Here is a 23,603-nt window from a genome sequence, read left to right as displayed (position 1 = left end):
ATTTATAGCATCCATCTAAAACACACTACTCCTTTCAGTGGTAGGTGTAAGTTCTGCTAACCAAATTAAAATTTGGAGCATCACTTAGAGCTATATTTTAATATATTATACTAAAAGATAGCTCTGAAATATATAATTTAAATTTTAAAATCTGTAGTTTTATCGTATGTTTGAGATTTTAATAAATAACGTTTTAATATTTTAGAAGAAAATATTTTAAAGTTTAATTCATCCTTTATCTCAATTGTATATTCTCCCTTTATGATACAATCTTTTATTTCCTTTACAGTTGAACACTCTTTGTTTAATCTTGTATATATTCCACCTAATTGTAATGGAGTATGACTATCACTACCTGTTATAATATTAAGTCCTAACTCTTGAGATAAATTGATTACTTCATCTCTTGCCACACTCTCACCTTTTTTAAATATATCTTTTCCATTCAAATCTAAGGCATCTAATCTTTTTAATAATTCATGAGGCTGATTACATAATTTATGTCCTCTTCTACAGGGATGTGCTCCAATCTTTAATAAATTAAAAATATCAGCTTGATCTAATAACTCTTCTAATTCTATTAAGTTATCTTTCTCTCTAAATTCCATTAATACATCATAAAGATTAATTATTCCATCTCTATCCCCAGTTAAAATTACATGACCTTTATTTTTAATATTAACTTCCATTGCAGGAAATACTGATATATCATCAACAATATATCTATCTCCTTCATAAGTAAAATTTTTCTCTAAAAAATCATAAATATTAAGAAAATCTTTCGCATTAAAATGTTCACAAAGAATTATACCATTTAGCCCATTACTTTTTGCAAAGTATATTTCGTTCATAAAAAACTCTTTATTAAAATCTTTTCTTTTACTTAGTAATCCATGGACATGAAAATCCATATTCATCTATTTTTCACACCCTCAATTTATTCCTAATATTATTAAAGGCACTTTAAATACCTTATATTTATTAGTATATTAAGAGTACATCTTTTATGTTAATTGCAGAAAAAAAATTTTTAATATTTTACTTCTTTCATACAAAGACCTTTTGCTGGAGCTTTTTCCGCTAAATCACTTCTATTTTTATCCCCTAATAATTCTTTTACTTTTATAGGTTCTATTTCACCTTTTGCAACCTTTATTAATGTTCCACTTAAGATTCTAACCATATTTAATAAGAATCCATTACCATTATACTCAATCTTAATAATATTATTGCTTTCTGTTATATCTATGTAGTTTATAGTTCTTACTGTTGATTTCTTAGACTTATCTTTTACGCCACTAAAGCTCTTAAAATCATGAGTTCCTATTAAGTATTTACTTGCTTCTCTCATTTTTTCTATATTTAATTGTCCCTCAACATGATAAGCATATTTTTTTAAAAATACATTTGCAAACTTATTATTATCAATAGTGTATACATAAGTTTTAGATATTACATTTAATCTTGAGTGAAATCTATCACTAACTTCTCTTAAAGATGTTACTGAAATATCTTCAGGTAAAAACTGATGTAAGTATTTAGACATTTCAGGAAGCTTTTTTTCACTGTTAGTTTTAAAGTTTGCTGTATAATTATCAGCATGAACTCCAGTATCAGTTCTTCCACAACCAATAACTTGTATTTCTTCTCCTGTCATTTTAGATAGTACTTTTTCAATTTTATCTTGTATAGTTGAAACACTTGTTCCTTTTATATTTTGTTTTTGCCATCCTTTATATCTTGATCCATCGTATTGTATTGTCATTCTTATATTTCTCATGATTCATCTCTCTTTTCTTATATATTTTTATCTGTTTTTAAGTTTAAATCCTTCTTTATAGCTAACAACTTTAACATTTAATGCAACTAATAATTTTTCTAAACTCTTAACTTGATTTATGTATTCAATTTTTCCAGATTTAAGTAAACCATTAATATTCTTGATAATATCTTGCTTTTCCTCTTCACCTAATCTTCTTTTTGTCTTAATAACAACTCTATTTATATAAGTTAATGTTTCCCAAATTTGTTCATTAGTAATTTTACTAAAATCATTTATTACTCTTGTATATCCAACTCTTCTATTATTAGGTGGGTAAGCTTCCTTAAAAAATTCTAAGAAATAGTTCATTTCTTTAGGATCCTTATTTTCAACATATTTTCCAATAGCACCTTTTAACTGATTTTTTAAATACATAATAGTGTTAGCTTTTACTATAGTATTCATTTCTTCTATACTCTTATAAATTATAGTGTATACTTCTTGAACCTTATCAGCATCTAAAGCTTCTTTAGCTAATGGTTTTATTATCTCTATAACTTCTAAAATACTTTTCTTAGAGTTTAACTCCTTTCCAAATACATTTTCTAAAATTTCTTTTCCATTTAATTTATTTAAATCAAGTTCTAAATTATTTTCTTCCATCCTTTGTTTCCTACCTTTATTTCAATATTTTATATTTATAAAATATTGATATGATACTCTTTAAAAGCTATCATATCAATATTAAAATTCAAATTATAGAATGTCTATTTTTATTTAATAGTTCTTCATTATATTCTTCATGCTTTTTAATTAATTTATCTATTTGTTTTCCCTTTAGCATATCTATAATCATTGGTGAAAGTACTGTTAAAGCATCTCTATAACCTAGCTCTATATGCTGATTTAGTACACTTTGTCTTATATTCAATGTTCCAATACCATCTATTAACTCTAATTGTGTTGAAGGATATATTTCTATAATATTAGAATTTTCAAATCCCTCTCTATTTATTGGCTGCTTATAAGATAAATGTACAACTATTATAATATCACAATTATATTTTTTTAATGGCGCTATAGGTACATTATCTGCATTTTGAACTTTATATTGAGGATTATTAATTCCACCATCTGCATACCTATGATTTTTTATTGTAATTGGCTTAAATAAATATGGTACCGCACAAGAAGCTATACATATATCTAAAGCTTCTTCATTACTATAATCACTTAGTTTAAAATATTCTGGCCTTTGTAAATCAATATTGTAAGCACAGGCATAAAGTATTTTATTACTTTCTCTAATAATATCAAAGTCTACATAATCTTCAATAAAACTTCTTATTCCACTTTGAGATAATAATCCTATATCATTTCTATTAAACAGTTCTGCTATCTTTATTCCTTTCTCTGCACTTTTAGCTTTTTTTATAAACTCACTTATTTTTATATCTCTTACTCTATTTTCATTATTAATAAACCTAGAATAGCTAATATCAGACCAGCTTTTATCCATAACATTTCCATTATTCATAGAAAGCATTAATCCATTAATTGCTCCTATAGATACCCCTGATACTACATTTACTCTTCTTATTATATCAAGCTCCCAAAGAGCCTTAAATACACCAGCTTCATAAGCACCTTTAGCTCCTCCCCCAGCAAGAACTAATCCAATATTTAAATCAAATAAATTATGAATATCAATCATAAACTCTCACGCCTTTCAATATTCAGAGAATTCATTAATCTTATAATAGCTCCTTATATAAATTTAATAAATTCTTATAAAATATTTTTTCAACCTCTTCATAAGTAAATTTATTTTTTAATAATGCTTCTGCTAATAATTGCATATATGATCCATCTACAAGTTCTAATGTGCTTGATATTCCATCAAAATCACTGCCTAATGCAATTGAATTTATACCACCAACATTTTTTATATGCTTTATATGCTTTACAATATCATCTATATAAGTAAAGGTTGGTTCTTTATAAGGTGTTGGCTGAATAAAATTTGAACAAAAGTTTATTCCTGTTAATCCACCTCTCTCTGCAAGTTTTTTTATCATCTCATCACTTAAATTTCTTGCAACATTAGAAATACTTCTAGCATTACTATGACTTGCTACAAAAGGCTTCTTTGTATATTTTAGAACATCATAAAAACCACCATCTGATAAATGTGAAACATCTACTATTATACCCATATCCTCCATACTTTTAACTAACTCTATCCCAAACTTTGTTAATCCATTTTCACTATTCACAATACTTAAGTCTGACTTTTCTAATACATTCCCATTTTCATCCACCTTAAGTTTAATATTGGGATAACCTACTCCATTAGGATAATTCCATGTTAAAGTTATAAGTCTAACTCCTCTATCATAAACTTCTTGTAATCTCTCAATCTTACATTCTAATGCACCTGAATCTTCTATCGTTAATAAAGCTGCTATTTTACCATCTCTTTCACACTTTAATATATCCTTATAATTATAAACTGGCTCTATATATTCCTTATTTTTACTAAGTTCCTCATAATAAATATCTATCATTTCATTTAATGTCTTATAAGGATTTTTATATTTTTTAATATCTATAAACATTGCAAAATTTTGTAGAAAATAATCAGCCTTCTTCATTTTCTTTATATCAATATGAAGATTATTATCTTTTAAATTATAAACATTTCCTAAAAGTTTATTTTCATAAATAGCTCCAATTGTATCACAATGCATATCAGCAACTCTCATAAAAGTTACCCTCCTAAATATTTATTAACTTTAATTATATCACAAATGGAATAATAACAAAAAAGTGGCAAGCTAAGCCTGCCACTAATACTAAACTAACCATAAGGTATTATATTAATTTTTCAACTATTTCATAAGGTGCAGGAACTGTAAAAATTAAATCTTCATCTACTCTAACTTTACATTCTTCTTTACTTTCTTTAACTTTATCCATAGATAATCCACCAATATTAACTTCCTTTAATCTAGATGGAGCAACTTCAACTTTAAATAATGAATCCTTAATTCCTGTAATTTTTAAATCAGCTTCTCCAGTGCTATTTTTAACTTTTAAGCCAATTATGTTATTACCTTTTATAGTCTTTTGTTCTGTTGGGAAATATTCTACATCAACTTCACCTGTTATAGTAATAAATCCACCGCTTAATTTTCTTTTAACTAATAAGTTTATATTATACTCATTAGAAAGTTCTTTTAATAATTTTCCTAATTTATGTACTGTTAATTCGTATATCATAATAATTGTTCCTTTTCTATAATTTTATATATCTATTATACTACACAATTATTATATTATTGCAACCCATTTGTTTAGATATATCCTTTAGTTCTTGAATATATTCACTTTCTGGACTTTTTAAATGACTAAATTCTTTTCTTACACCATATTTTCTAAAAGAAATAATCTTATATCTAATGTTTGAATTATACTTAAAAATTACTTTAGAAACTTCTCTTACCGTTTCTTCATTATTAAATATCTCAGGAACAACTACTGTTCTTACCTCATACAACTTATTAATGGACGCCAAAAACTCTAAATTATTTAATACATTTGAATTATTAAAGTTAATATATTTTTTATGCTCATTATTTTCAAAGCATTTTACATCTAACATAACTCCATCACAGAGCTCTAACAACTCCTTCATTTCACTAAAGTTTTTTGATCCATTGCTATCAATAAAACAAGTAAGTCCTATATCCTTTGCCTTAGTAAATAGTTCTATTATAAAATTTTCTTGCAAGGTACATTCTCCACCTGATACTGTTATCCCCTGAATAAATGGTCTATAATTTAATATTTCATTTATTACCTCATCTGCAGTAAGCCTTTGTATTTTAGGACTACTGCTATTTTGGCAGGTTTTAATACATTCATCACAATTACAGCATTTATCTTTATTCCATATAACTAAACCCTCTATAATATCTATAGCTTTTGTAGGACATTTAGCTTTACATAATCCACAATTACTACATATATTTATAGTTTCTGGGTTATGACAATAAATACAATTAAAGTTACATCCTTGAAGAAAAATTGCAGTTCTATTCCCTGGTCCATCAACTGGACTAAATGGTATTATCTTATTAATATAACCAACCATTATCTTACCATTCTTTCAAGAACTTTTCCGTTATTAACTTGACCTTGCCCTAGAACAACTGTATCTTGAAGAGTTGCTTCTCCTCTATTTAATTTTTCAATTTCACTTTTCTTAACTAAATATCCCGTTATTCTAATTACATCAGCATCTGAAGAGTAAAGAGAGAAATATCTCATCCCTTCTTTAAATGCTCCTTGAATAATATTTAAAATAAATTCTGGATTATTCATTGCATTTATTTCAAATGGGAATATATCTCCAACACCTGATGGAAAATATTTATGGAATCTTGCAGTTTGTTTTAAATGCTTCCATAATTCTGGTTCTTCTCCTATTGGAATTCTTGAACCTGGACTAATATTTATATCATCTCCAATACCAACTTGCGCATGAAGCAATAATCTTTCATTTGTAACTTTACAATGCTTACTTTCAAAGTTATTAATAAACTCTTCCATAAAGTCCATTATTCTAACACCTAAATCATCTGCAGCTTGTGAATGTCCAAATTTATCTTCAAGTCTTTCGGCCTTAAGTAATATATTTACACATTCAGCTAAACCCACTAATCCAAACATGGATGTAAATCTATCTTTATTAATAAAACCTTCTTTAACTAAGAAATTAGTTTCAAAGAAAGTACTTTCTTCTACTATGTATCTAATTCTTTCATTAATATACTCTGCCATACATCTCATTGCATGTGGAAGCTTGTTATCAAAGAAATCTTCTATACTATCTGCTGTTTCTGCAACATTAGATAATCTCATTCTTACTAAAGTATGTGCTCCTCCCCCAACATGCAGTCCATTATAGCAACTTGCTATTCCATAGTTTCCTAAATCATTACTAAACATTTTATCATTAGCAAAGCTTGGTTTTGCAGTAATTAAAGCTGTCTTAATTGCTTCTATTGCTAAATCATCAGGAGTTTCTTCATTATATTTTAAAGTAAGATTCGGAATTGCATTTTCTAGTTCTCTTTCAACTTCTAATATAATTTTAGCTGCCTTAGTTGGTTTTGGTCCTAGATTCCCATGGCAGAAAGAATCTGTTATAGTCCTATCTAATTGAGTTAAGAATAGTCTTATTGCAAGTTTTGCTTCTTCTTCATCTACTATAAAAGGTTCTAATAAATAATCTATATTACCAATATAAACTGGCATTGATGTTATTGAAGGAACATGCTTGTACATAATTAATAAATTAGTTGTAGCTTCCCATATATTTGTTGCTGGAGACAGTTCTAAGAACTTACAACCTTCCTTCATAAATTTTTCGTAATCAGGTAATATGTATCTAGGTCTATAAGGAACATTTCCTTCAAATAAATCACATATAATACCTTCTTCTCTTAGCTTTTCTGTATCTTCAGATATATTTAATACCCTTACACTATTTTCTGCATATCTTGCTAATGATAATACCTTTTGCTCATATGTTAAGGTAACATCCTTAATTATTTTTTCTACTCCATTCATAGTATCACCTCATAAGTTATCTTTTGTACGCTTAGAGTATATCATAATAAATACTTATGTTCCATTGTTACATTAATATAAATTATGATGTAACTTTTATATTAATTTTTTTATTTAGCTTTTAAATTCTATAGATATATTTTATAATTATTTAGTGGTAAATGTTATAATTTAAGGCAGGGATTGAATATGGATTTAAAAATTAGATTTGCAGAAATTAACGATTTAGACAGTTGTGTTGAGTTAGACTTACATAAAAACATCGATACAATCAAAAATAAAATTTCTATGAAGGAAGTTATTGTTGCTGAAAGTAATAATGAAGTTATTGGTTGTTTAAAAATTGAGTACATATGGACTCATCTTCCATTTATAAGCTATATAGTTATTAAAAATGACTTTAGAGCTTCTGGAGTAGGAAAATCTATGTTAACGTTCTTAGAAGAATACTTAAGAAACAATGGACAAGATACTCTTCTAAGTTCAACAATGACTGATGCACTAAGACCTCAAAAATGGCATTTAAAAATGGGATTTGTTGAATGTGGAATGCTATGTGGAATTAATGATGATGGTGTTGGAGAGATATTCTTTAAAAAAGCATTATAAAATTAATCTAAATATCTAAAAAGCCCCAGCTTTATCACTGAGGCTTTTTATTAATTATTAACTAAAAAATCTAAAACAAATGGTGAAACAATATCTATTTTACTAACTAATTCTAAATGATTTAAATTGTCAAATATTTTATATTTAACACCATACGTTTTAATACTATCTATATTTTCTTTGATATTTTCTAAAACAATAGGATTATCGTTACTACCTGAATAAATCGTAAGTTTACAATTTATATCACTTGGATTAATGCCATCCCAATTTATCCAAGCCTTCATTTGAGATATATTAAGATTTAAATCTGTATTTTTAATCCAATCAATATCTTCTTTTGATAATTCTTTAGTATCAAATTTATTATTTTTTTTCATATATTCATACTTTTCATATTTTTTTATCCACATAGGAATTACTTCCTTGAAAAATTTATCTCCAAAGGTTGTTCCTGCACAAATACATTTATTTAACTTCTTATTGTACTTACAAAGCTGCAAACCAATAGTAGCTCCATAAGAATGTCCAAAGCAATTAAATTCTGTGAATCCTAACTTTGTAATTAAAGTATCTATATCCTCTAATATTTTACTATAATCATAAAAGTCAACTTCATATGATTTATCACTTTGCCCATTTCCCCTAATATCAATAGTTATAACTGTAAAAAAATCTTTCAATAAGTCTATCCATCCAGTTTCTTCCCAGAGTTCCTTACGATTTCCCATTCCATGAACTAATAAAAGTGCTGGACCTTTTCCAAAAACTTTATATGAAATTTTTGAACCATCCTTAGAAAAATAATATGCCATAAATACCTCCTTTAGGTTTCCACATGGGAAGAGTTTAATTTACTTTAAACTTCCAACAATTTTACTTCCATGCATTTCAACACATTTTATATCTTTAGCAAGTTCTTTATAATTTTTATAAGTAACTCCACCACCAACTAAAATTGTTATTCTTTCTGAACTTTTTTCTACAAGCTCTTTTAATACATTCTTCCCATCTTCAGCACATGTTTTAGAACCTTTAGTCAGTACTCTATTAATACCCATTGAAATAAGTTGCTCTAAAGCTTCCATCTTATCATCTATTTCATCAAAAGCCATATGGAAGGTAATCTTTAATCCATTTGATAACTCTACTAATTCTCTTGTTCTTTCAATATCAATAGTATTGTCCTTATTTAATATACCAAATACAACGGTTTCAACACCTATTTCTTTACAAAGCTTTATATCTTTTTTCATTATTTCAAACTCATCATTTGAATAAACAAAATCCCCACCTCTAGGTCTTATTATTACTGCAATAGGGATATTAATATTTTTCTTTGCTAAATGTATAGTTCCATAAGAAGGAGTTGTCCCACCTTCTCCTAAGTTATCACATAACTCTATTCTATCTGCTCCTTGTATTTCTGCTCTTTTAGCCTCTTCATAACAACCAACACAAGCTTCTAATAAAATGCTCATAGTTTTTCCTCCATTACTCTTCTGTATTTAAAACACCACATGTATTTAATTCTTCTCTTAACTCTTTAATGTTCTTAAAGTGAATTCCCTTAATACCTTCTTTATTTGCACCCTGAACATTTTCAAGAACGTCATCAATAAAAATACATTCTTCTGCTTTTAAATCATAATCATTTAAAATTTTTATATAAATATCTCTTTCTGGCTTTAGTAGTTTCTCCCTAAATGAAACAACACCTCCATTAAACGCTTTAAAAACTTCATTATTTTTTGTAACATATTCAAAAGCCCTTGAATGGAAGTTAGATAGATAATATAATTTATATCCATTACTCTTAAGCTCATTTATAAGATCCACTGTATCCTTTAATGGATTTAACATAACATACCAATCCTTAAATGCTATTTCAATAATCTCTTTATTATTTATATCTCTATTAACTATTCGTTCTATTGCCTCTTCTTCTGTTATAACACCCCTATCTAACATTGGCCATTCTTCACTTTTAAAAATATTTTCTAAAGCAATTTTCTCGGATTTTTCATCATTTAATTTATCCTTTAAATATGCTATAGGATTATAATCTAAAACTACATTTCCTAAATCAAAAATAATATTCTTATACATTTTATCACCTCAACCCTCTACTCTTCTCACATTTTTTATTATAACATACAAACTCTAAGTCTAATTAAAAATCTACTATGAACTTTTCATTTTAAAAAAACTTAGATATATATAATATACCTAAGCTATTTTAAAACTTTTCATTTAATAATTTTACTTAAAAGTAAACATATATTTTTCCTGGAAACTTACTTTTATTATATCATTAATTTTAAACTTCATTTTTTCTTTTGAAATAGTAAAATTAATTAAATTAACATTAGAAGAATTAACTTCTTTTATATATAAAGTATAATCAAAAGGATTTTCAACTATATTTTCAATAATCATATTAAAGACGTTCACGCTTTCATTTTCTTTATCATTAAACAATTTAATGTTATGAGACCTTATAGCAATATATCTAATATCTACACTATCATCTAAAACTTTTAATTTTAAATTCCATTCTTCAGCTAATATGTAATCACTATTTAATCTTTTAGCCTTTGATATATTTTTACATCCAGTAATTTTAGCTTCTGCCAAACTTAATGGTTTTTCAAACAAAATACTCTTTTCTCTGATTTCACTTGCTTTTCCACTATCAAAAACTATTATTTTATCACAAACTCTATAAGCTTCTGCTATATCATGAGTTACAAACACTACTGTTCCATCATAATCTTTTAATATTTCTACAAGTTCTCTTTCCATATTAGCCCTTAAATGATTATCTAATGCTGAAAATGGTTCATCAAGAAGTAATATATCTGGCGATGTTATTAAAGCTCTTGCCAGAGCTACTCTTTGCTGTTGACCACCTGAAAGCTGCCAAGGATATCTATTTTCTAACCCTTCTAATCCAAATTTTTTAATATAATTAGCTGATAACTTATTTTTCTCGTCCTTACTTGTTTTATCTAGTCCTATTTCAATATTATTTTTTATAGTCATATGAGGAAATAAAGCATAATTTTGAAATAAAAATCCTACTTTTCTATCTTTAGTCTTTATATTTATTTTATTTTCTGAATCAAAAAGAACTTTATCATTTATTATTATTTTACCTTTATCAGCTTTTTCAAGCCCTGCAATGCATTTAAGTGTCATACTTTTACCTGAACCTGATGCCCCTAAAAATCCTATAATACCACCTTTACTTTTCATTGAAACATCTAAATTAAAGGAAGATAACCCTTTTTTAATATCTATAAATAAACTCAATTTTATCTCCCCCTATTACCTATTAACTTTTGTTGAGTGTCACACCAGTAATTTAATAAAAATATCATTATAAATGAAATTGCTACTATAATTAAAACCCAAAGCATAGCCTTATTCATATCCCCACCTTCAACAGCAAAGAATATTGCAACTGGCATAGTTTGAGTTCTTCCAGGTATATTTCCTGCTATCATTAATGTTGCCCCAAATTCTCCTAATGCTCTTGCAAAGCTTAGTACTAATCCTCCAATTATACCTGGCCATGCAAGTGGAATTGCAATTTTAAAAAATATCTTAGTTTCACTTAATCCTAGTGTTCTTGCAGCAGAAATCATATTTTTATCTATTTGCTCAAATGCAGAACGACATGTTCTATACATCATTGGAAATGCAACTACAGTTGCTGCTATAACTGTTGCACTCCAGCTAAATATAATATTTTTATTGAAACTCATGAAAATCTTTCCTACAAATCCATTCTTACCACAAAGTAGTAATAAGAAAAACCCAATAACAGTAGGAGGTAATATTAGAGGAAGAGTAAAGATTCCATCAATGAATCCTCTACCTCTTCCTTTATAATTATCCATTTTATAAGATATAAAAATCCCTATTATTGAAGTTATAATGGTTGCAAGAAATGCTGTTTTAAGCGATATCCATAAAGGTGAAAAATCCATAACTTATAACCTTACCTTCTTTTTATTACTCTACAGACTTATCTGATAGCTAGTAGTTATTAACTCTATAGAGTTAACAACCTCACACTCCTAGATAAGAAATTCTAATCTTCAATTGGAGTTTATACTCCAACTGAAACTAAGAATTCACTTTATATCCGTACTTTTCAAATATTTTTTGTGCTTCATCAGTAAATAAGAAATCTTCAAATTTCTTTGCTTCATCAATATTATTTGAAGCCTTTATTACTGATACTGGATAAGTAATTGGTGAATGATCATTAACTTCATCAACATTTTCTACGATAGATACACTATCACTGCTTAATGCATCACTTAAGTATACAAATCCTACATCTGCATTACCAGATGCAACCCATGCTAAAACTTCTTTAACATCTTTTGCAAAAACTAATTTATCTGAAATACTATCTTTTATTCCTGTATTTGTTAAAACTTCATCTGCATACTTACCTGCTGGTACACTTTCTGGTTCTCCAACAGCTATATGAGTAACTTTATCACTCTTTAAATCATCAAAGCTGTTAATTTCAACTCCATTAGCTGCTACAAGTACTAAAGAATTTTCTACTAAATCTTTAGTTGTATCATCTAATAATAATCCACCATCTTTTAAAGCTTTCATTTGCTTTTGTCCTGCTGAAATGAATAAATCACAAGGTGCTCCTTGCTCTATTTGTTGTTGAAGAGATCCTGATGAACCATAATTTACAACTAAAGTAACATTTTCATTACTCTTTTTATATTCTGTTTCTAAGTCAGCCATTACTTCTTTTAAACTTGCTGCCGCTGAAATACTTAATTCTACTGGTTCCTTCTTTTCATTTGTGACATCATCATTACTTTTTGTAGTACATCCAACCATTAATAAGCTACAACATAATAACATCGATATCCATTTTGTCTTTTTTAACATTTTACACTCTCCCACCATTCTATTTTAATCATGTTTTATTATTTTTTATCACGTTTTGTTATGTTTGATACAATAAAATATTATCATAATATACCTTTTATATCAATCTATTTAATTCAAATATAGAATTACTTTTCTTTTAATGTTAAAATTATCTTAATATTAAGGAGGGATACTATGAACTTAAAATCTTCTTTAACTCCATTAGAAGTTTCAGAGTTACTTAAAATAACTAAAAATACAGTCTACGAACTTATTAAACGTGGTGAATTACCTAGTTATAAAATTGGTAAAAAAATTAGGATAGATATGCATGATGTTGAAGAATATATTAATAATCAAAAATCTAACTCTAAACCATCTATTAATCGTAATATAATTAATAATTCATTAAATAATAATATTTCAAATATTACTACTAATAATATCTCACTAAATAATCCAACTAATTCTGAAATAATTATTTCTGGTCAAGATATTTTATTAGATGTTTTAGCAAGATACATAGAAGAAATTTTACCTGACTACACTATCCTTCGTTCTTACAAGGGAAGTTATAACGGTTTATATGATTTATATAATAATAAAGTTTCTATAGCCTCCTGTCATCTTTGGGATGGTGATAATGATAGCTATAATTTTGATTATGTTAAAAGACTATTACCAGGCACTCCTTGTATTCTTGTAAATTTAGCATATAGATTACAAGGATTTTATGTTGCAAAAGGTAATCCCTTAAATATAAACTCATTTGAGGATTTAACTAATAAGAATATAAAATTTATTAACAGGGAAAAAGGTAGTGGGGTAAGGGTACTATTAGATGAAAAACTTAGATTGCTTAATATTGATCCAAACTCTATAAATGGTTATTATAATGAAGAAAATTCTCACTTAGCTGTTGCAAGTACAGTGGGACGTGGTGATGCTAATGTAGGTCTGGGAAATAAAAAAGCTTCTATGCAAGTTGAAACTATAGATTTTATTCCACTTCAAACTGAAAGATATGATTTAATTATAAAGAAAAGTGATTTAAATAATCCTATTTATCAAAATATACTTTCTATATTATCCTCTGAAAAATTCAAAAATGAACTATACGGTATTGGAGGCTATGATTTAAAAGATCTTGGAAAAATCATGGCTACCACTTAAAGAAATTTAATTTATCAAAAAGAAATATTATATTTACAGAATTATTAAAGTTTTTTCTGTTATATATTATTTCTTTTTTTATTTTTATCTATGATAAATATAAATATAAATATTTATGCCTCTACTTTTTAAGTTTAGAATTATATTAATATGACCATAATTACAATTGGTGATGAAATGTGATTAATTTTTATAAAACTCTAATGAATTATAATTCTAATAAAAATATAGCTAACTCTTGTTGTAAAAGTTCTAAAAATAGTAATTGTAAAATAGAAAAATGTCCATATTGTGATAATAAAGATTTTATCAAATATGGTATGTATAAAAAACTTCAAAGATACAAGTGTAAAAATGATTTGTGTGGTAAAACCTTTACTAAAGAAATTTATAATAAATTTCGCTATTCTAAAAAATTCAAAGAAAATTATAGTAAATACTTTGATCTTTTAAATAAAGGATTAACATTAAGAGAATGTGCAAATAAATTAAATATTACAATTGTTACAGCCTTTTTCTGGAGACATAGATTCTTATTTGATTTTAAAAACCAACATTATATTGAAAAAATAACTTCATATGTTGAATTGACTAAAATGATTATAACAGAAAATTTTAAAGGTTCTAGAGATATTCCTTATGATAAAAGAGATGAAATAACAATTATCAATGCGGTAAATGATTCTATTGATATAATTCCAATCTTTGCTGCAAGAAACTTTTTTGGATTTTATGAAATTAGGGATAATCTTATTCCACGTTTAGATAAACATTCATATGTAGTTGGATTAATTGATGGACGTCTAAAAATATTTTCTCAAGCATTTAATGAAATAAATAAAGCTAAAGCAACAAAAATTCCTAAAAATTATATTGATATAAAATATTCTATTAATACTGTAAATTGGCTTTCAAAATTTCATGGTGTTGCAAGTAAATACTTAGATCACTATTTATATTGGAGATTATTTGAATATAAAAATAACTTTGAACTTAATAAAGAAAATAATCTAATTAATAAATTAAAAAATAAAGATTACTTAGCTCCAAATCTAACTACCTATATATCTTGGAAAAACATAAAATTTAAAACGATACTTATATAATAAGTTTATTTTTTATAATATAAATTTACAAGCTAGTTTTTTTAATATTAATTCTAGCTTATTCGCTATACCTAAATTTATATCTCAAATTTTTTTATCATTTCTTACATTCTCATTTTCTCTTTAAGCCTTCCATTCTAATATATTACCCTAAGCTATATTAGAATCTGTTATACTAAATTGTTGTTACCAACAATTTAGTATAACAGATTTCTATAGTTACTAATAAACATTTATAAAACTAACTTTAAAACAAAAATAAAATTTATCTTTTATATAACTCTCTCAATTCATCTGTAAAGCCTATCCTATTTTCCTCTAAAGTCTTTAATCTAAAGAAACAACTTCCTTTTACATTTGAATTTCCCCTAGAATATCGGATTTGATTTATTACTTCATTTTCATTAAGCCATGACTCACCATAGGTTGAATCATTTATTTTATAGGCTGCATGCCCAATATATAATTGAACATTAGTATTTTCAACTTGTTTAGCCCACCAGTCAACAAGCGTTGCATATGGAGCTGCACTATAATCAAATTGCCAATATATTTGAGGAATAATATAATCAATCCAACCTTCTTGAATCCATTTCCTTGAATCTACATATACATTATCATAGCTACTTAAACCACTTGTATTACTTCCTCCTAAAGATTCTCCATTTCTCCATATTCCAAATGGACTAACACCAAACTTAACTTCCGTATTAGTTTCTTTAATCTTTTTATATAACTCACTTATAAAACAATTAACATTATTTCTTCTCCATTCTTCCTTTGAATTAAATCCTTCACCATACTTTTCATATGTATTATCATCAGGAAATTCTAATCCACCTGAAGGATATGGATAAAAATAATCATCTAATACAACCCCATCAATATTATAATTTTTTACAACTTCTATAATTGTATCTATTACATATTCTCTAACCTCTGGTATTCCTACATCAAGATAATGATAATTATTATATTTTACAATCCAATTTGAATTATTTTTTAATGGTGATTGTTCTGGCAGCTCATTAATATAATTATCCATATTAAAACCTGCAGAATTACTATCTATTCTAAAAGGATTAAACCATGCTTGAAGCTCTAAGCCTCTTTTATGAGCTTCATTAATAGCAAATTCAAGGGGGTCATACCCAGGGTCTTCTCCCAAACTCCCAGTTAAATATTTTGACCATGCTGCATAATTAGATTTATAAAATGCATCTCCCATTGGCCTGACTTGAAAAAATATTGTATTCATATTTTGTTCTTCTATGAAATCAAATTTTTCTTTTAACATTTCTTGCTGAACTTTACTATTCTTATAGCTACTAATTTCAGGCCAATCTAAATTGCTTACTGTAGATAACCATACACCTCTCATTTCACCATCCTCTAAAAATTTATTAGCTATAATTTCTTCACCTTCACTTTCATTGCTATCTATACTTTGATTATTAATTTTTGAATTATTATTAATTTTATCTATCTTTATTTTTAGCACCACCCCAGTAACTAGAAATATTGCTATAATCATTATTACAAACTGAATATACTTATTTCTCATTTGTCACCTCCTTTTACAATATTACTATTAATCTTTTACTAATATAACAAAAATTTAAAAAACTTAATAAAAAAAGGTAATCTATTTCTAGATTACCTTTTAGTTATTATAAAGCTTTTAATGCAACTGCATTTAAAATGCTCCATGGTTTATTAAAGTGTGGTTGGAAGAAGAAATCTGTCATTGCTAATTCTTCTATTGTCATTTCATTTTGAATAACTACTGATAAAGTATTCATAAATTGAGTTAAATCTATATCAGAAACTATTTGTCCTCCAATTACTCTTCTAGTATCTTTATCAAATACTATCTTAACAGTAGCTGGTAAGTAAGTTGGCATAAATTCTGGTCTGTAGTTATCAGTTAATGATACTGATCCAACATTCATTTTAGTAGTAGCTTTTGCAACATCTTCAGTTAATCCTGTTGAAGCTATACATTTTTCATAAATTTTAATTCCTGAAGTACCTTGAGTTCCCATGTACTTAAGAGTTGGCTTTACTATATTTCTAGCTACTAAAGTACCCATTCTTACTGCATTTGTTGCAAGTGGAATATATCTTGTATCGTGAGCTGGATTATAAGTTACTACACAACAATCCCCAGCAGCAAATACGTCTTCTTTACTAGTTCTCATGTATTCATCTATTATTATAGCTCCATTTGGTAGTGTATCTAATTTACCTTGAACAAGTTTAGTGTTTGGAGCAAATCCAATACATAATACAACTAAATCGCCTTCATAGCTTCCATTGTTAGTAACAACCTTTGTTACTTTTCCATTTTTGCCTTCGAACTTAGAAACTTTTTCACCTAAAACTAAATTTACTCCTCTATCAGCAAACTCTTTTTCAGCTATATCTGTGAATTCTTTATCAAGATATTTAGCCATAATTCTTTCTTCTGCATCTATTAATGTAACTTTCTTACCTTGCATTTCAAATGCTTCTACAAGTTCAACACCAATGTATCCAGCTCCAATTATAACTACATTTTTAGCATCTTTAGATTTTTCTATTATTTCAATTGCATGGTCATGATTCTTACATAATAAAATATTTTCTAAGTCTCCACCTTCAAATCTTGGAACTATTGGCCATGATCCTAATGTTAAAACTAATTTATCGTAATTATCTTCAAACTCTTCATTTGTTAAAAGATTTTTAACTTTTAAAGTTTTATTATCAAAGTCTATGTCTAAAACTTCATGTTTCATATTAGTTACTACACCCATTTTAGCAATGTTTTCTGGTGAGTTATAGAAAAGATTTTTAGTTTCCTTGATTACTCCTCCAACATTTAAAGCTATTCCACATGATAAGAATGATAGATTATCATTTTTTTCATATATTGTAATTTCACTTTCTGGGTGAAGTTCCTTTAAATTAACTACTGCAGCTGTCCCTGCATGTGTACATCCAACTACTACTATTTTCATTACAAATTCCTCCTAAAAGAACATAGATATTTCATTTATTAATATTAGTTTTTAATTAATAATTGTTTTCCTTAATTAAATCATACTACTTCGCTCAGGAATAGTAAAGAGTTTTTTTGATTTTTTTGTATATTTTTTAACAATGATATGAAAACAAATATTTTTTTAATATATTATTTAATTTATTCTTTGTTTTTTCACAATTTATATTCTTTAATATTTATAAAATTATTTCTATTTGCTAATATTTCATCATATTTTTCTTGTTTTATATAGTTTTCATTAATTTTAAACAAAGTTTTTAAATAAAAATGGTTATTTTTAATTATTTCTTTCATAGTATATTATTAGATTTTTATTTAAGGAGGATTTAACTTATGAGTAAAAGTGCATGGGAGTATACACTAGAAATTATTTCACTTGCTACGGATATAGATAATTTAAATAGTAAACTAAGTAAAACTAATAACACTTCAGAAAGGGAACGACTTTCTTCTAAAATTGATACTTTGGAAAGTAGATTATTTGAAGTAAAAGATAAGTTGAAAAAGGTAGATATAATTTAAGTGTATCAAATAAAAATTTTATTAATTAATACATTAAAAAGGTATGATTCCTAAAAAAAGAAATCATACCTTATTTGCATATCATAGTTTAAGCATATTTTTATATACTACTATTTTATTTATTTATTATTTTTTACCCTTTTTCTTAAATAACACTATTGCACCTGCAGCTACTACGATAATAGCTACTACTACATAAATAGTTGAATTAACCCCACCAGTGTTAGGTAAATTTGTTGTTCCATTATTATTTGAACCATTGTTTGTGCCTGATCCATTATTTGAGCCTGAACCATTTTCTGATCCATTTCCACCTTCTGGCTTAACATCAACACCTGGCTCTTCTGGTTTAACATCAACATCTGGTTCTTCCGGCTTTTGATTTTCTTCATCATCTTCTAAAACAACTATTTCTGCTGAATCTCTAACTCTTAATCTATGACCTTCTGGATCTTCTGATGCAAGACCTATAGCTGAAACCTTGTCTCCAACTTTAATTCTTGACTTCCACTCATCAGCTACACCTGGATTTGCACTACTTCCAATATATCCTTCTGTGTAAACTCTCGCTTCACCAGTTCCATCATTAACATAAATATTTTGACCTTCTATTCTTGTTACTTTACCAGCTACTTCAACTAATAACCCTTCTTTTTCTTCAAGCATACTATCTGCAGTAGAAAGCTTAGTTGGATTAACTAAATTAATATTAGTATCAATTATTTCTAAATCAAATTCTTCATTGTTTAAAGCAATTTGTGCATCACCTAAATATGAAGATACCTTACCTGTAAGTCTTACCTTTTGACCTAATTTAACTTCTGTTGATGATACACCAAAGACAGTAAGTCCAGCTGTTTCATCTTGTACATAAATTACATCAAAGAAAGAATTTCCTTTTGCTGCTGCATTAGATGCTGCAGTAACATAACCTTCAACAACTACTGTTTCACCAAATCTATCTGGATTATTATCTCCATCTAAATCCACTCTTACATCAGCAATTTTACTAACTGGTAACTGTGGAGTTGGTGCTAATTCTCTTAATACTTTACTTGTTATATCAAAGTTTGAATATACATATCCATCAATTTCGAAATCTGAGAAGAATGTAGCTCCTGAAACAAATACTTTAGAACCACTTTCAAGTGTTTCAACTGCAAGACCTACAACTTCACCTTGTCCTACTGGAGTATTGTCTCCCTTTTTATCTGCATCATTACCATAAGTAGTTTCATGACCTCTTACTAAAACTTCAATATTATTAGTATTTTCAGGCATAACTAATGTTGAACCACTATAGAAGCTATAATTTTTACTTGTATCAACATCCTTTAACCATTCACTTTCAGTATTATAGTCATTAAAGTATAATCTATAACTTTGACCACCATTTTCTACATCATCTGTAGCTTGGTCATCATTAAATCTTATATTAGCTCCAATTGCCTCAAGAACTGAATTTCCTTGTGCTGCATTTCCATATTCTCCTACACCATCACCATAGTCTGCTTTTGATGTAATTACTATATTACCACCATTTTTTGCAAACTTAGCTATAGCTGCTAATTCATCTTCACTATATTTTTGAGGAGTTAATCCATATGAATCCTTATTTGTACTTTGAGGGTCTGAAAGTATTAATAATGATACACCTTCTAAAGTTTCATCTGTAATTGGTTCAGTATTTAATATAGATTTAATTCCATTTTGAGTCATTAAACCTGTAAGTGTAGTCATTTTTCCTGCGTAATCTCCATTTACATATTGGTTTTGATGAGCTCCATCAATAACTACCTTTGAAACAGCACTAGCTTTAGATACTTTAATATCTATGCTACCTTTAAACTCTCTTTCATTTCCATTTACATTTGCTTTAACAACTACATCTATTTTATGCTCACCAGCAGCCTCAAAACTATGGCTTAATGTAGCAGTTCCTGTTGAAGCAGATCCAATATTTTCAATAGTGCTTACTACTGGTTCAGTAGCTCCATCAATATAGAATTCAACTTTAACGTCTGTTAATTCTGTAGCTTCATTGTTATAAATAGTAGTATCAATATTAATTTTTTCATTTTCTACTACAAGTTCTGTATCACAATCAATTGATTCTATTCCAACATTTTCTCTTTCACCAACCCATATAGGTGCAGTTACCGCGATATCTTGGTCTGCTTGATCAACTCTTACATAGTAATATGAACTTACATTATTGTCTAAAGTAAATGTCCATTGTTTTTCTGTAGAATTTATATTGTCTATAGACTTTACAACCTTACCACCATCTCCAATAATTGAGATTTTCTTAATGTTATCTCCTGAATCAATATCTTCTACATTTATATTAAATTCTAATGCATCTGTATCATCTAAAATTGATCCCATAGTGCTTCCATTTACAGTATATGAAATTCTTAAATTTTCATCTTCTGTAGCATAAGTTCTTCTTTCACTAATAGCTTCATAAACAGCTTCTCTTGTAAGCTCTGATGCTTCAACTACTGTTCTTGCAGTATTAGCATTACCCCATTTACCTTTATGGTTATCTTGGTTATTTGTAGGAGATACATGCCATCCCTTATCAAGAGCTCTTGTATACTCTTCATATGATGGGAAATATCCTGAACTTCTTATAGCTCCTTCACCATTACCAACTTCTATTAAAGTAACTACTTCATCAATAGCTACATCATAATGTGCATAATCACTAAAGTTACCAAAAGTTTTACCTGGATGGTTTAATTGAGATAAAGACTCTGGATATTTCTTTAATGTTTCATAGTAATTCTTTAAATTCATATTTTTATTTGTTCTAGTTTCGAATCCAGGTGTGTTAAATGTATTTATATGTCCATATCCACCTGTTGAACCTGACCATGTCATTTCATAACCATATATAGCTGCAAATTCGCCATCTTTATTATACTTGTCAGCAGTAGCTAATCCTAATTTCCACTCTTCACTTACAGATCCATCCCCCATATTAGCTGATGTATCATTATCAAACCAGTTACTATGATCTGTAACAGCTATGAAATCAACATTTGCATTATCTCTAGCATAAGTATAAGCTTCATCTATTGTACCTTGTCCATCTGAAAGGTTTGTATGTGAGTGAAGTTGTCCAAAATAAAGATTACTTTCTACAGTACCAACTGTAAATTTCCACACTTTAGTAGTTAAGTTTCCTAATGTATCATTAACTTCAACTTTAACAGTATATTTTCCATCAGCTAAATCTTTATTAACTAAATACTTAACTGTATTTTCTTCTTTAACTAAACTAGATGTAACATCTTCCCCATTAAATGTAACTTTAACAGTATTCATATCCACACCGGATTCATCTTCAAATGTAGCAGTTATTTCTGGTCTTCTGTTTTCACCTAAATTAGCTGAATTTCCTGGAGTAACCTTAACTACAGTTGGTCCAAATTTATCTACTTCTGGTTCTTCTGGTACATCTGGAGTTTCAGCTTCTACTTTTGTGAAAGAACAAGATGATCCATAAATTTGAACAGTATCATTATATCTTCCTACAGTTCCAACTACATCTACTGTATCGCCTGTAGAAACTTCTAATCCACTTGGTATAAAGTATATATCTAAAACATCATCACCTTGAGTTAATGTTTTTGCACTTGTATCTAATACAGCACCCTTTATTTCTACATAGTAAGAATCATAATTACTTTCTTTTAACTCTTTTATAGTTAATAGCTTTGGTGTAGGTTCACCTTTTTTACTTATAGCCTTAATTTCTGTAGCCTGTACTTGTCTTAATTTACTATAAGTATCAAGTGTTCCTGTTATTTCTATTTCATCACCTTTAACAAATCCTGAAAGATCTATACTACTATTTTTATTTGAAATAGCTATAGCACCTGTTTTATCTTGAACATGAAGTGTTTTATTTCTGTCATTAAATGAAACTACTCCTCTTATTGTTGTTTCTTCACCATCATTTAATTCTTTTGCTTTATTGATGAATGTTACTCCCTCAATAGCTTCAGATTTTTCACAAGTAAGTCTTACATCATCAAAAGTAAGATTCCCAACATTTTTTGTATATTCAAAATTTATATTTGTAGTTTCTGAAGGAATACTCGCAATATTAACCTCTTTTACTACAGTATATTCAGATAACTTAGCAGCATCAAATGCTTCTTCAAAAGTAATTTCTCCATTAGCATTAAATCCTTTTACTACAAATGCTGATGTAGAATCGGCTTTAATACCTTGACTCTTTAAGTAAAAACTTAACTTCCCTTCATTCTCTAAAGTAAACTTTGGAGTTGAAATAACATCTATTTTTCCACTTGAAGTTCCTTTACCTAACCCAACTGATGGTAAAGTGTTATAATTACCATTTGAGTCATATCCACCTAATTCTCTACTAAATGTCCAACCATCGTTTATAGCATTTACACTATCTTTATTCCCCGCAAAATTTTCTTCAAGTACAAGCACTTCTTCTTGTTCTGAACTTACTGATTCCTGTGCTGTTTGAATAGCGCTAGCATATGTAATTTGCGATTTTGGCGTTATTAAACCAATTGACATAGTTGCAGCCATTACTAAAGCAATTAACTTTTTATTTTTCATTTTTATCCCCCTATTTTTGGATGTTTTCTTACGAACATTATTCTAGCATAAGACACGAACGTTTTGAAGTCTTTTTATGTTAAATTTTTGCTAATTTTAATATTTTTTATGTTTTTTTATAATTCCTATATAGTTTTATTCGACTTTTTTCATCTTTTATGTATTTTTTACCATTATATTTATTATTTTATTTAATTTTTACCAAAAATATTTTTATTTTTATTTT

Annotated in this window: 21 protein-coding genes; 4 read left to right on the top strand and 17 right to left on the bottom strand. The window is 27.4% G+C overall.

Annotated features, from left to right (window positions below; translation table 11 throughout):
* Positions 1–137: 137 nt before the first annotated feature.
* The 8 genes from HCG76_RS08960 to HCG76_RS08925 form a co-directional block, all read right to left on the bottom strand.
* Positions 138–917: a PHP-associated domain-containing protein gene (locus HCG76_RS08960; RefSeq protein WP_221699986.1), complete on the bottom strand. Its 780-nt coding sequence runs from the start codon at positions 915–917 to the stop codon at positions 138–140.
* 113 nt (positions 918–1,030) lie between these two features.
* Entirely contained in the window at positions 1,031–1,780 is a 750-nt protein-coding gene (gene truA, locus HCG76_RS08955; protein ID WP_221699987.1) for a tRNA pseudouridine(38-40) synthase TruA, read from the bottom strand.
* Positions 1,781–1,807: 27 nt separating this feature from the next.
* A complete protein-coding gene (locus HCG76_RS08950) occupies positions 1,808–2,425 on the bottom strand; it encodes a hypothetical protein (RefSeq protein ID WP_221699988.1) in 618 nt (205 codons plus the stop codon).
* A gap of 88 nt (positions 2,426–2,513) precedes the next feature.
* Positions 2,514–3,476, bottom strand: a complete 963-nt coding sequence (locus HCG76_RS08945; protein WP_221699989.1) for a patatin-like phospholipase family protein — start codon at positions 3,474–3,476, stop codon at positions 2,514–2,516.
* A 40-nt stretch (positions 3,477–3,516) separates the two neighbouring features.
* A complete protein-coding gene (locus HCG76_RS08940; protein WP_221699990.1) occupies positions 3,517–4,527 on the bottom strand; it encodes a dipeptidase in 1,011 nt (336 codons plus the stop codon).
* Positions 4,528–4,636: 109 nt separating this feature from the next.
* Positions 4,637–5,044 (bottom strand): UDP-N-acetylglucosamine pyrophosphorylase, encoded by a 408-nt coding sequence (locus HCG76_RS08935; protein ID WP_221699991.1) that lies wholly within the window; start codon positions 5,042–5,044, stop codon positions 4,637–4,639.
* 40 nt (positions 5,045–5,084) lie between these two features.
* Complete coding sequence (locus HCG76_RS08930) at positions 5,085–5,921, bottom strand: YjjW family glycine radical enzyme activase (protein WP_221700030.1); 837 nt, start codon at positions 5,919–5,921, stop codon at positions 5,085–5,087.
* Entirely contained in the window at positions 5,918–7,399 is a 1,482-nt protein-coding gene (locus HCG76_RS08925) for a YjjI family glycine radical enzyme (protein ID WP_221699992.1), read from the bottom strand. Before HCG76_RS08925 ends, HCG76_RS08930 begins: the two co-directional genes overlap by 4 nt.
* A gap of 189 nt (positions 7,400–7,588) precedes the next feature.
* On the opposite strand from HCG76_RS08925, the gene HCG76_RS08920 reads away from it, so the two are divergent.
* Positions 7,589–8,008 (top strand): GNAT family N-acetyltransferase, encoded by a 420-nt coding sequence (locus tag HCG76_RS08920; RefSeq protein WP_221699993.1) that lies wholly within the window; start codon positions 7,589–7,591, stop codon positions 8,006–8,008.
* A gap of 50 nt (positions 8,009–8,058) precedes the next feature.
* Here HCG76_RS08920 and HCG76_RS08915 read toward each other — a convergent pair whose 3' ends face one another.
* The 6 genes from HCG76_RS08915 to modA all read right to left on the bottom strand — a co-directional run bounded on the left by HCG76_RS08915 (position 8,059) and on the right by modA (position 12,940).
* Positions 8,059–8,823, bottom strand: a complete 765-nt coding sequence (locus HCG76_RS08915) for an alpha/beta hydrolase (RefSeq protein ID WP_221699994.1) — start codon at positions 8,821–8,823, stop codon at positions 8,059–8,061.
* A 39-nt stretch (positions 8,824–8,862) separates the two neighbouring features.
* Positions 8,863–9,489 carry a copper homeostasis protein CutC gene (locus tag HCG76_RS08910; protein WP_195987647.1) on the bottom strand — a complete coding sequence of 209 codons (627 nt, stop codon included), beginning with the start codon at positions 9,487–9,489 and terminating at the stop codon, positions 8,863–8,865.
* 13 nt (positions 9,490–9,502) lie between these two features.
* Complete coding sequence (locus tag HCG76_RS08905) at positions 9,503–10,117, bottom strand: HAD family hydrolase (RefSeq protein ID WP_221699995.1); 615 nt, start codon at positions 10,115–10,117, stop codon at positions 9,503–9,505.
* A gap of 153 nt (positions 10,118–10,270) precedes the next feature.
* Complete coding sequence (locus HCG76_RS08900) at positions 10,271–11,323, bottom strand: sulfate/molybdate ABC transporter ATP-binding protein (protein ID WP_221699996.1); 1,053 nt, start codon at positions 11,321–11,323, stop codon at positions 10,271–10,273.
* Between the two features lie 2 nt (positions 11,324–11,325).
* Positions 11,326–12,003: a molybdate ABC transporter permease subunit gene (gene modB, locus HCG76_RS08895; RefSeq protein WP_221699997.1), complete on the bottom strand. Its 678-nt coding sequence runs from the start codon at positions 12,001–12,003 to the stop codon at positions 11,326–11,328.
* A 139-nt stretch (positions 12,004–12,142) separates the two neighbouring features.
* Positions 12,143–12,940 (bottom strand): molybdate ABC transporter substrate-binding protein, encoded by a 798-nt coding sequence (gene modA / locus HCG76_RS08890; RefSeq protein ID WP_221699998.1) that lies wholly within the window; start codon positions 12,938–12,940, stop codon positions 12,143–12,145.
* 177 nt (positions 12,941–13,117) lie between these two features.
* Here modA and HCG76_RS08885 point away from each other — a divergent pair, with 177 nt between their 5' ends.
* Positions 13,118–14,095: a substrate-binding domain-containing protein gene (locus HCG76_RS08885; RefSeq protein ID WP_221699999.1), complete on the top strand. Its 978-nt coding sequence runs from the start codon at positions 13,118–13,120 to the stop codon at positions 14,093–14,095.
* 179 nt (positions 14,096–14,274) lie between these two features.
* Entirely contained in the window at positions 14,275–15,201 is a 927-nt protein-coding gene (locus HCG76_RS08880; RefSeq protein ID WP_221700000.1) for a transposase-like zinc-binding domain-containing protein, read from the top strand.
* Positions 15,202–15,466: 265 nt separating this feature from the next.
* Here the strand turns inward: HCG76_RS08880 and HCG76_RS08875 are convergent, their stop codons facing one another.
* Together HCG76_RS08875 and HCG76_RS08870 are read right to left on the bottom strand one after the other, a co-directional pair.
* Positions 15,467–16,765 (bottom strand): glycoside hydrolase family 10 protein, encoded by a 1,299-nt coding sequence (locus tag HCG76_RS08875; protein ID WP_221700001.1) that lies wholly within the window; start codon positions 16,763–16,765, stop codon positions 15,467–15,469.
* A gap of 106 nt (positions 16,766–16,871) precedes the next feature.
* Positions 16,872–18,203: an FAD-dependent oxidoreductase gene (locus tag HCG76_RS08870; RefSeq protein WP_221700002.1), complete on the bottom strand. Its 1,332-nt coding sequence runs from the start codon at positions 18,201–18,203 to the stop codon at positions 16,872–16,874.
* Positions 18,204–18,580: 377 nt separating this feature from the next.
* Here HCG76_RS08870 and HCG76_RS08865 point away from each other — a divergent pair, with 377 nt between their 5' ends.
* The gene (locus HCG76_RS08865) at positions 18,581–18,769 is read left to right on the top strand and encodes a hypothetical protein (protein WP_221700003.1); all 189 of its coding nucleotides are present in this window, start codon (positions 18,581–18,583) and stop codon (positions 18,767–18,769) included.
* A 126-nt stretch (positions 18,770–18,895) separates the two neighbouring features.
* Here HCG76_RS08865 and HCG76_RS08860 read toward each other — a convergent pair whose 3' ends face one another.
* Positions 18,896–23,377, bottom strand: a complete 4,482-nt coding sequence (locus HCG76_RS08860) for a CehA/McbA family metallohydrolase (RefSeq protein WP_221700004.1) — start codon at positions 23,375–23,377, stop codon at positions 18,896–18,898.
* Positions 23,378–23,603: the final 226 nt, after the last annotated feature.

This window comes from Clostridium sp. K13 (assembly GCF_019734195.1).
Classification (GTDB): domain Bacteria; phylum Bacillota; class Clostridia; order Clostridiales; family Clostridiaceae; genus Clostridium.
This window is presented reverse-complemented; position numbering and strand designations above follow the sequence as displayed.

Excerpts from the sequence above, each read along its gene's own strand:
- HCG76_RS08960 (WP_221699986.1), bottom strand. The coding sequence starts at position 917 with ATGAATATGGATTTTCATGTCCATGGATTACTAAGTAAAAGAAAAGAT.
- truA (WP_221699987.1), bottom strand. The coding sequence starts at position 1,780 with ATGAGAAATATAAGAATGACAATACAATACGATGGATCAAGATATAAA.
- HCG76_RS08950 (WP_221699988.1), bottom strand. The coding sequence starts at position 2,425 with ATGGAAGAAAATAATTTAGAACTTGATTTAAATAAATTAAATGGAAAA.
- HCG76_RS08945 (WP_221699989.1), bottom strand. The coding sequence starts at position 3,476 with ATGATTGATATTCATAATTTATTTGATTTAAATATTGGATTAGTTCTT.
- HCG76_RS08940 (WP_221699990.1), bottom strand. The coding sequence starts at position 4,527 with ATGAGAGTTGCTGATATGCATTGTGATACAATTGGAGCTATTTATGAA.
- HCG76_RS08935 (WP_221699991.1), bottom strand. The coding sequence starts at position 5,044 with ATGATATACGAATTAACAGTACATAAATTAGGAAAATTATTAAAAGAA.
- HCG76_RS08925 (WP_221699992.1), bottom strand. The coding sequence starts at position 7,399 with ATGAATGGAGTAGAAAAAATAATTAAGGATGTTACCTTAACATATGAG.
- HCG76_RS08920 (WP_221699993.1), top strand. The coding sequence starts at position 7,589 with ATGGATTTAAAAATTAGATTTGCAGAAATTAACGATTTAGACAGTTGT.
- HCG76_RS08915 (WP_221699994.1), bottom strand. The coding sequence starts at position 8,823 with ATGGCATATTATTTTTCTAAGGATGGTTCAAAAATTTCATATAAAGTT.
- HCG76_RS08910 (WP_195987647.1), bottom strand. The coding sequence starts at position 9,489 with ATGAGCATTTTATTAGAAGCTTGTGTTGGTTGTTATGAAGAGGCTAAA.
- HCG76_RS08905 (WP_221699995.1), bottom strand. The coding sequence starts at position 10,117 with ATGTATAAGAATATTATTTTTGATTTAGGAAATGTAGTTTTAGATTAT.
- modB (WP_221699997.1), bottom strand. The coding sequence starts at position 12,003 with ATGGATTTTTCACCTTTATGGATATCGCTTAAAACAGCATTTCTTGCA.
- modA (WP_221699998.1), bottom strand. The coding sequence starts at position 12,940 with ATGTTAAAAAAGACAAAATGGATATCGATGTTATTATGTTGTAGCTTA.
- HCG76_RS08885 (WP_221699999.1), top strand. The coding sequence starts at position 13,118 with ATGAACTTAAAATCTTCTTTAACTCCATTAGAAGTTTCAGAGTTACTT.
- HCG76_RS08875 (WP_221700001.1), bottom strand. The coding sequence starts at position 16,765 with ATGAGAAATAAGTATATTCAGTTTGTAATAATGATTATAGCAATATTT.
- HCG76_RS08870 (WP_221700002.1), bottom strand. The coding sequence starts at position 18,203 with ATGAAAATAGTAGTAGTTGGATGTACACATGCAGGGACAGCTGCAGTA.
- HCG76_RS08865 (WP_221700003.1), top strand. The coding sequence starts at position 18,581 with ATGAGTAAAAGTGCATGGGAGTATACACTAGAAATTATTTCACTTGCT.
- HCG76_RS08860 (WP_221700004.1), bottom strand. The coding sequence starts at position 23,377 with ATGAAAAATAAAAAGTTAATTGCTTTAGTAATGGCTGCAACTATGTCA.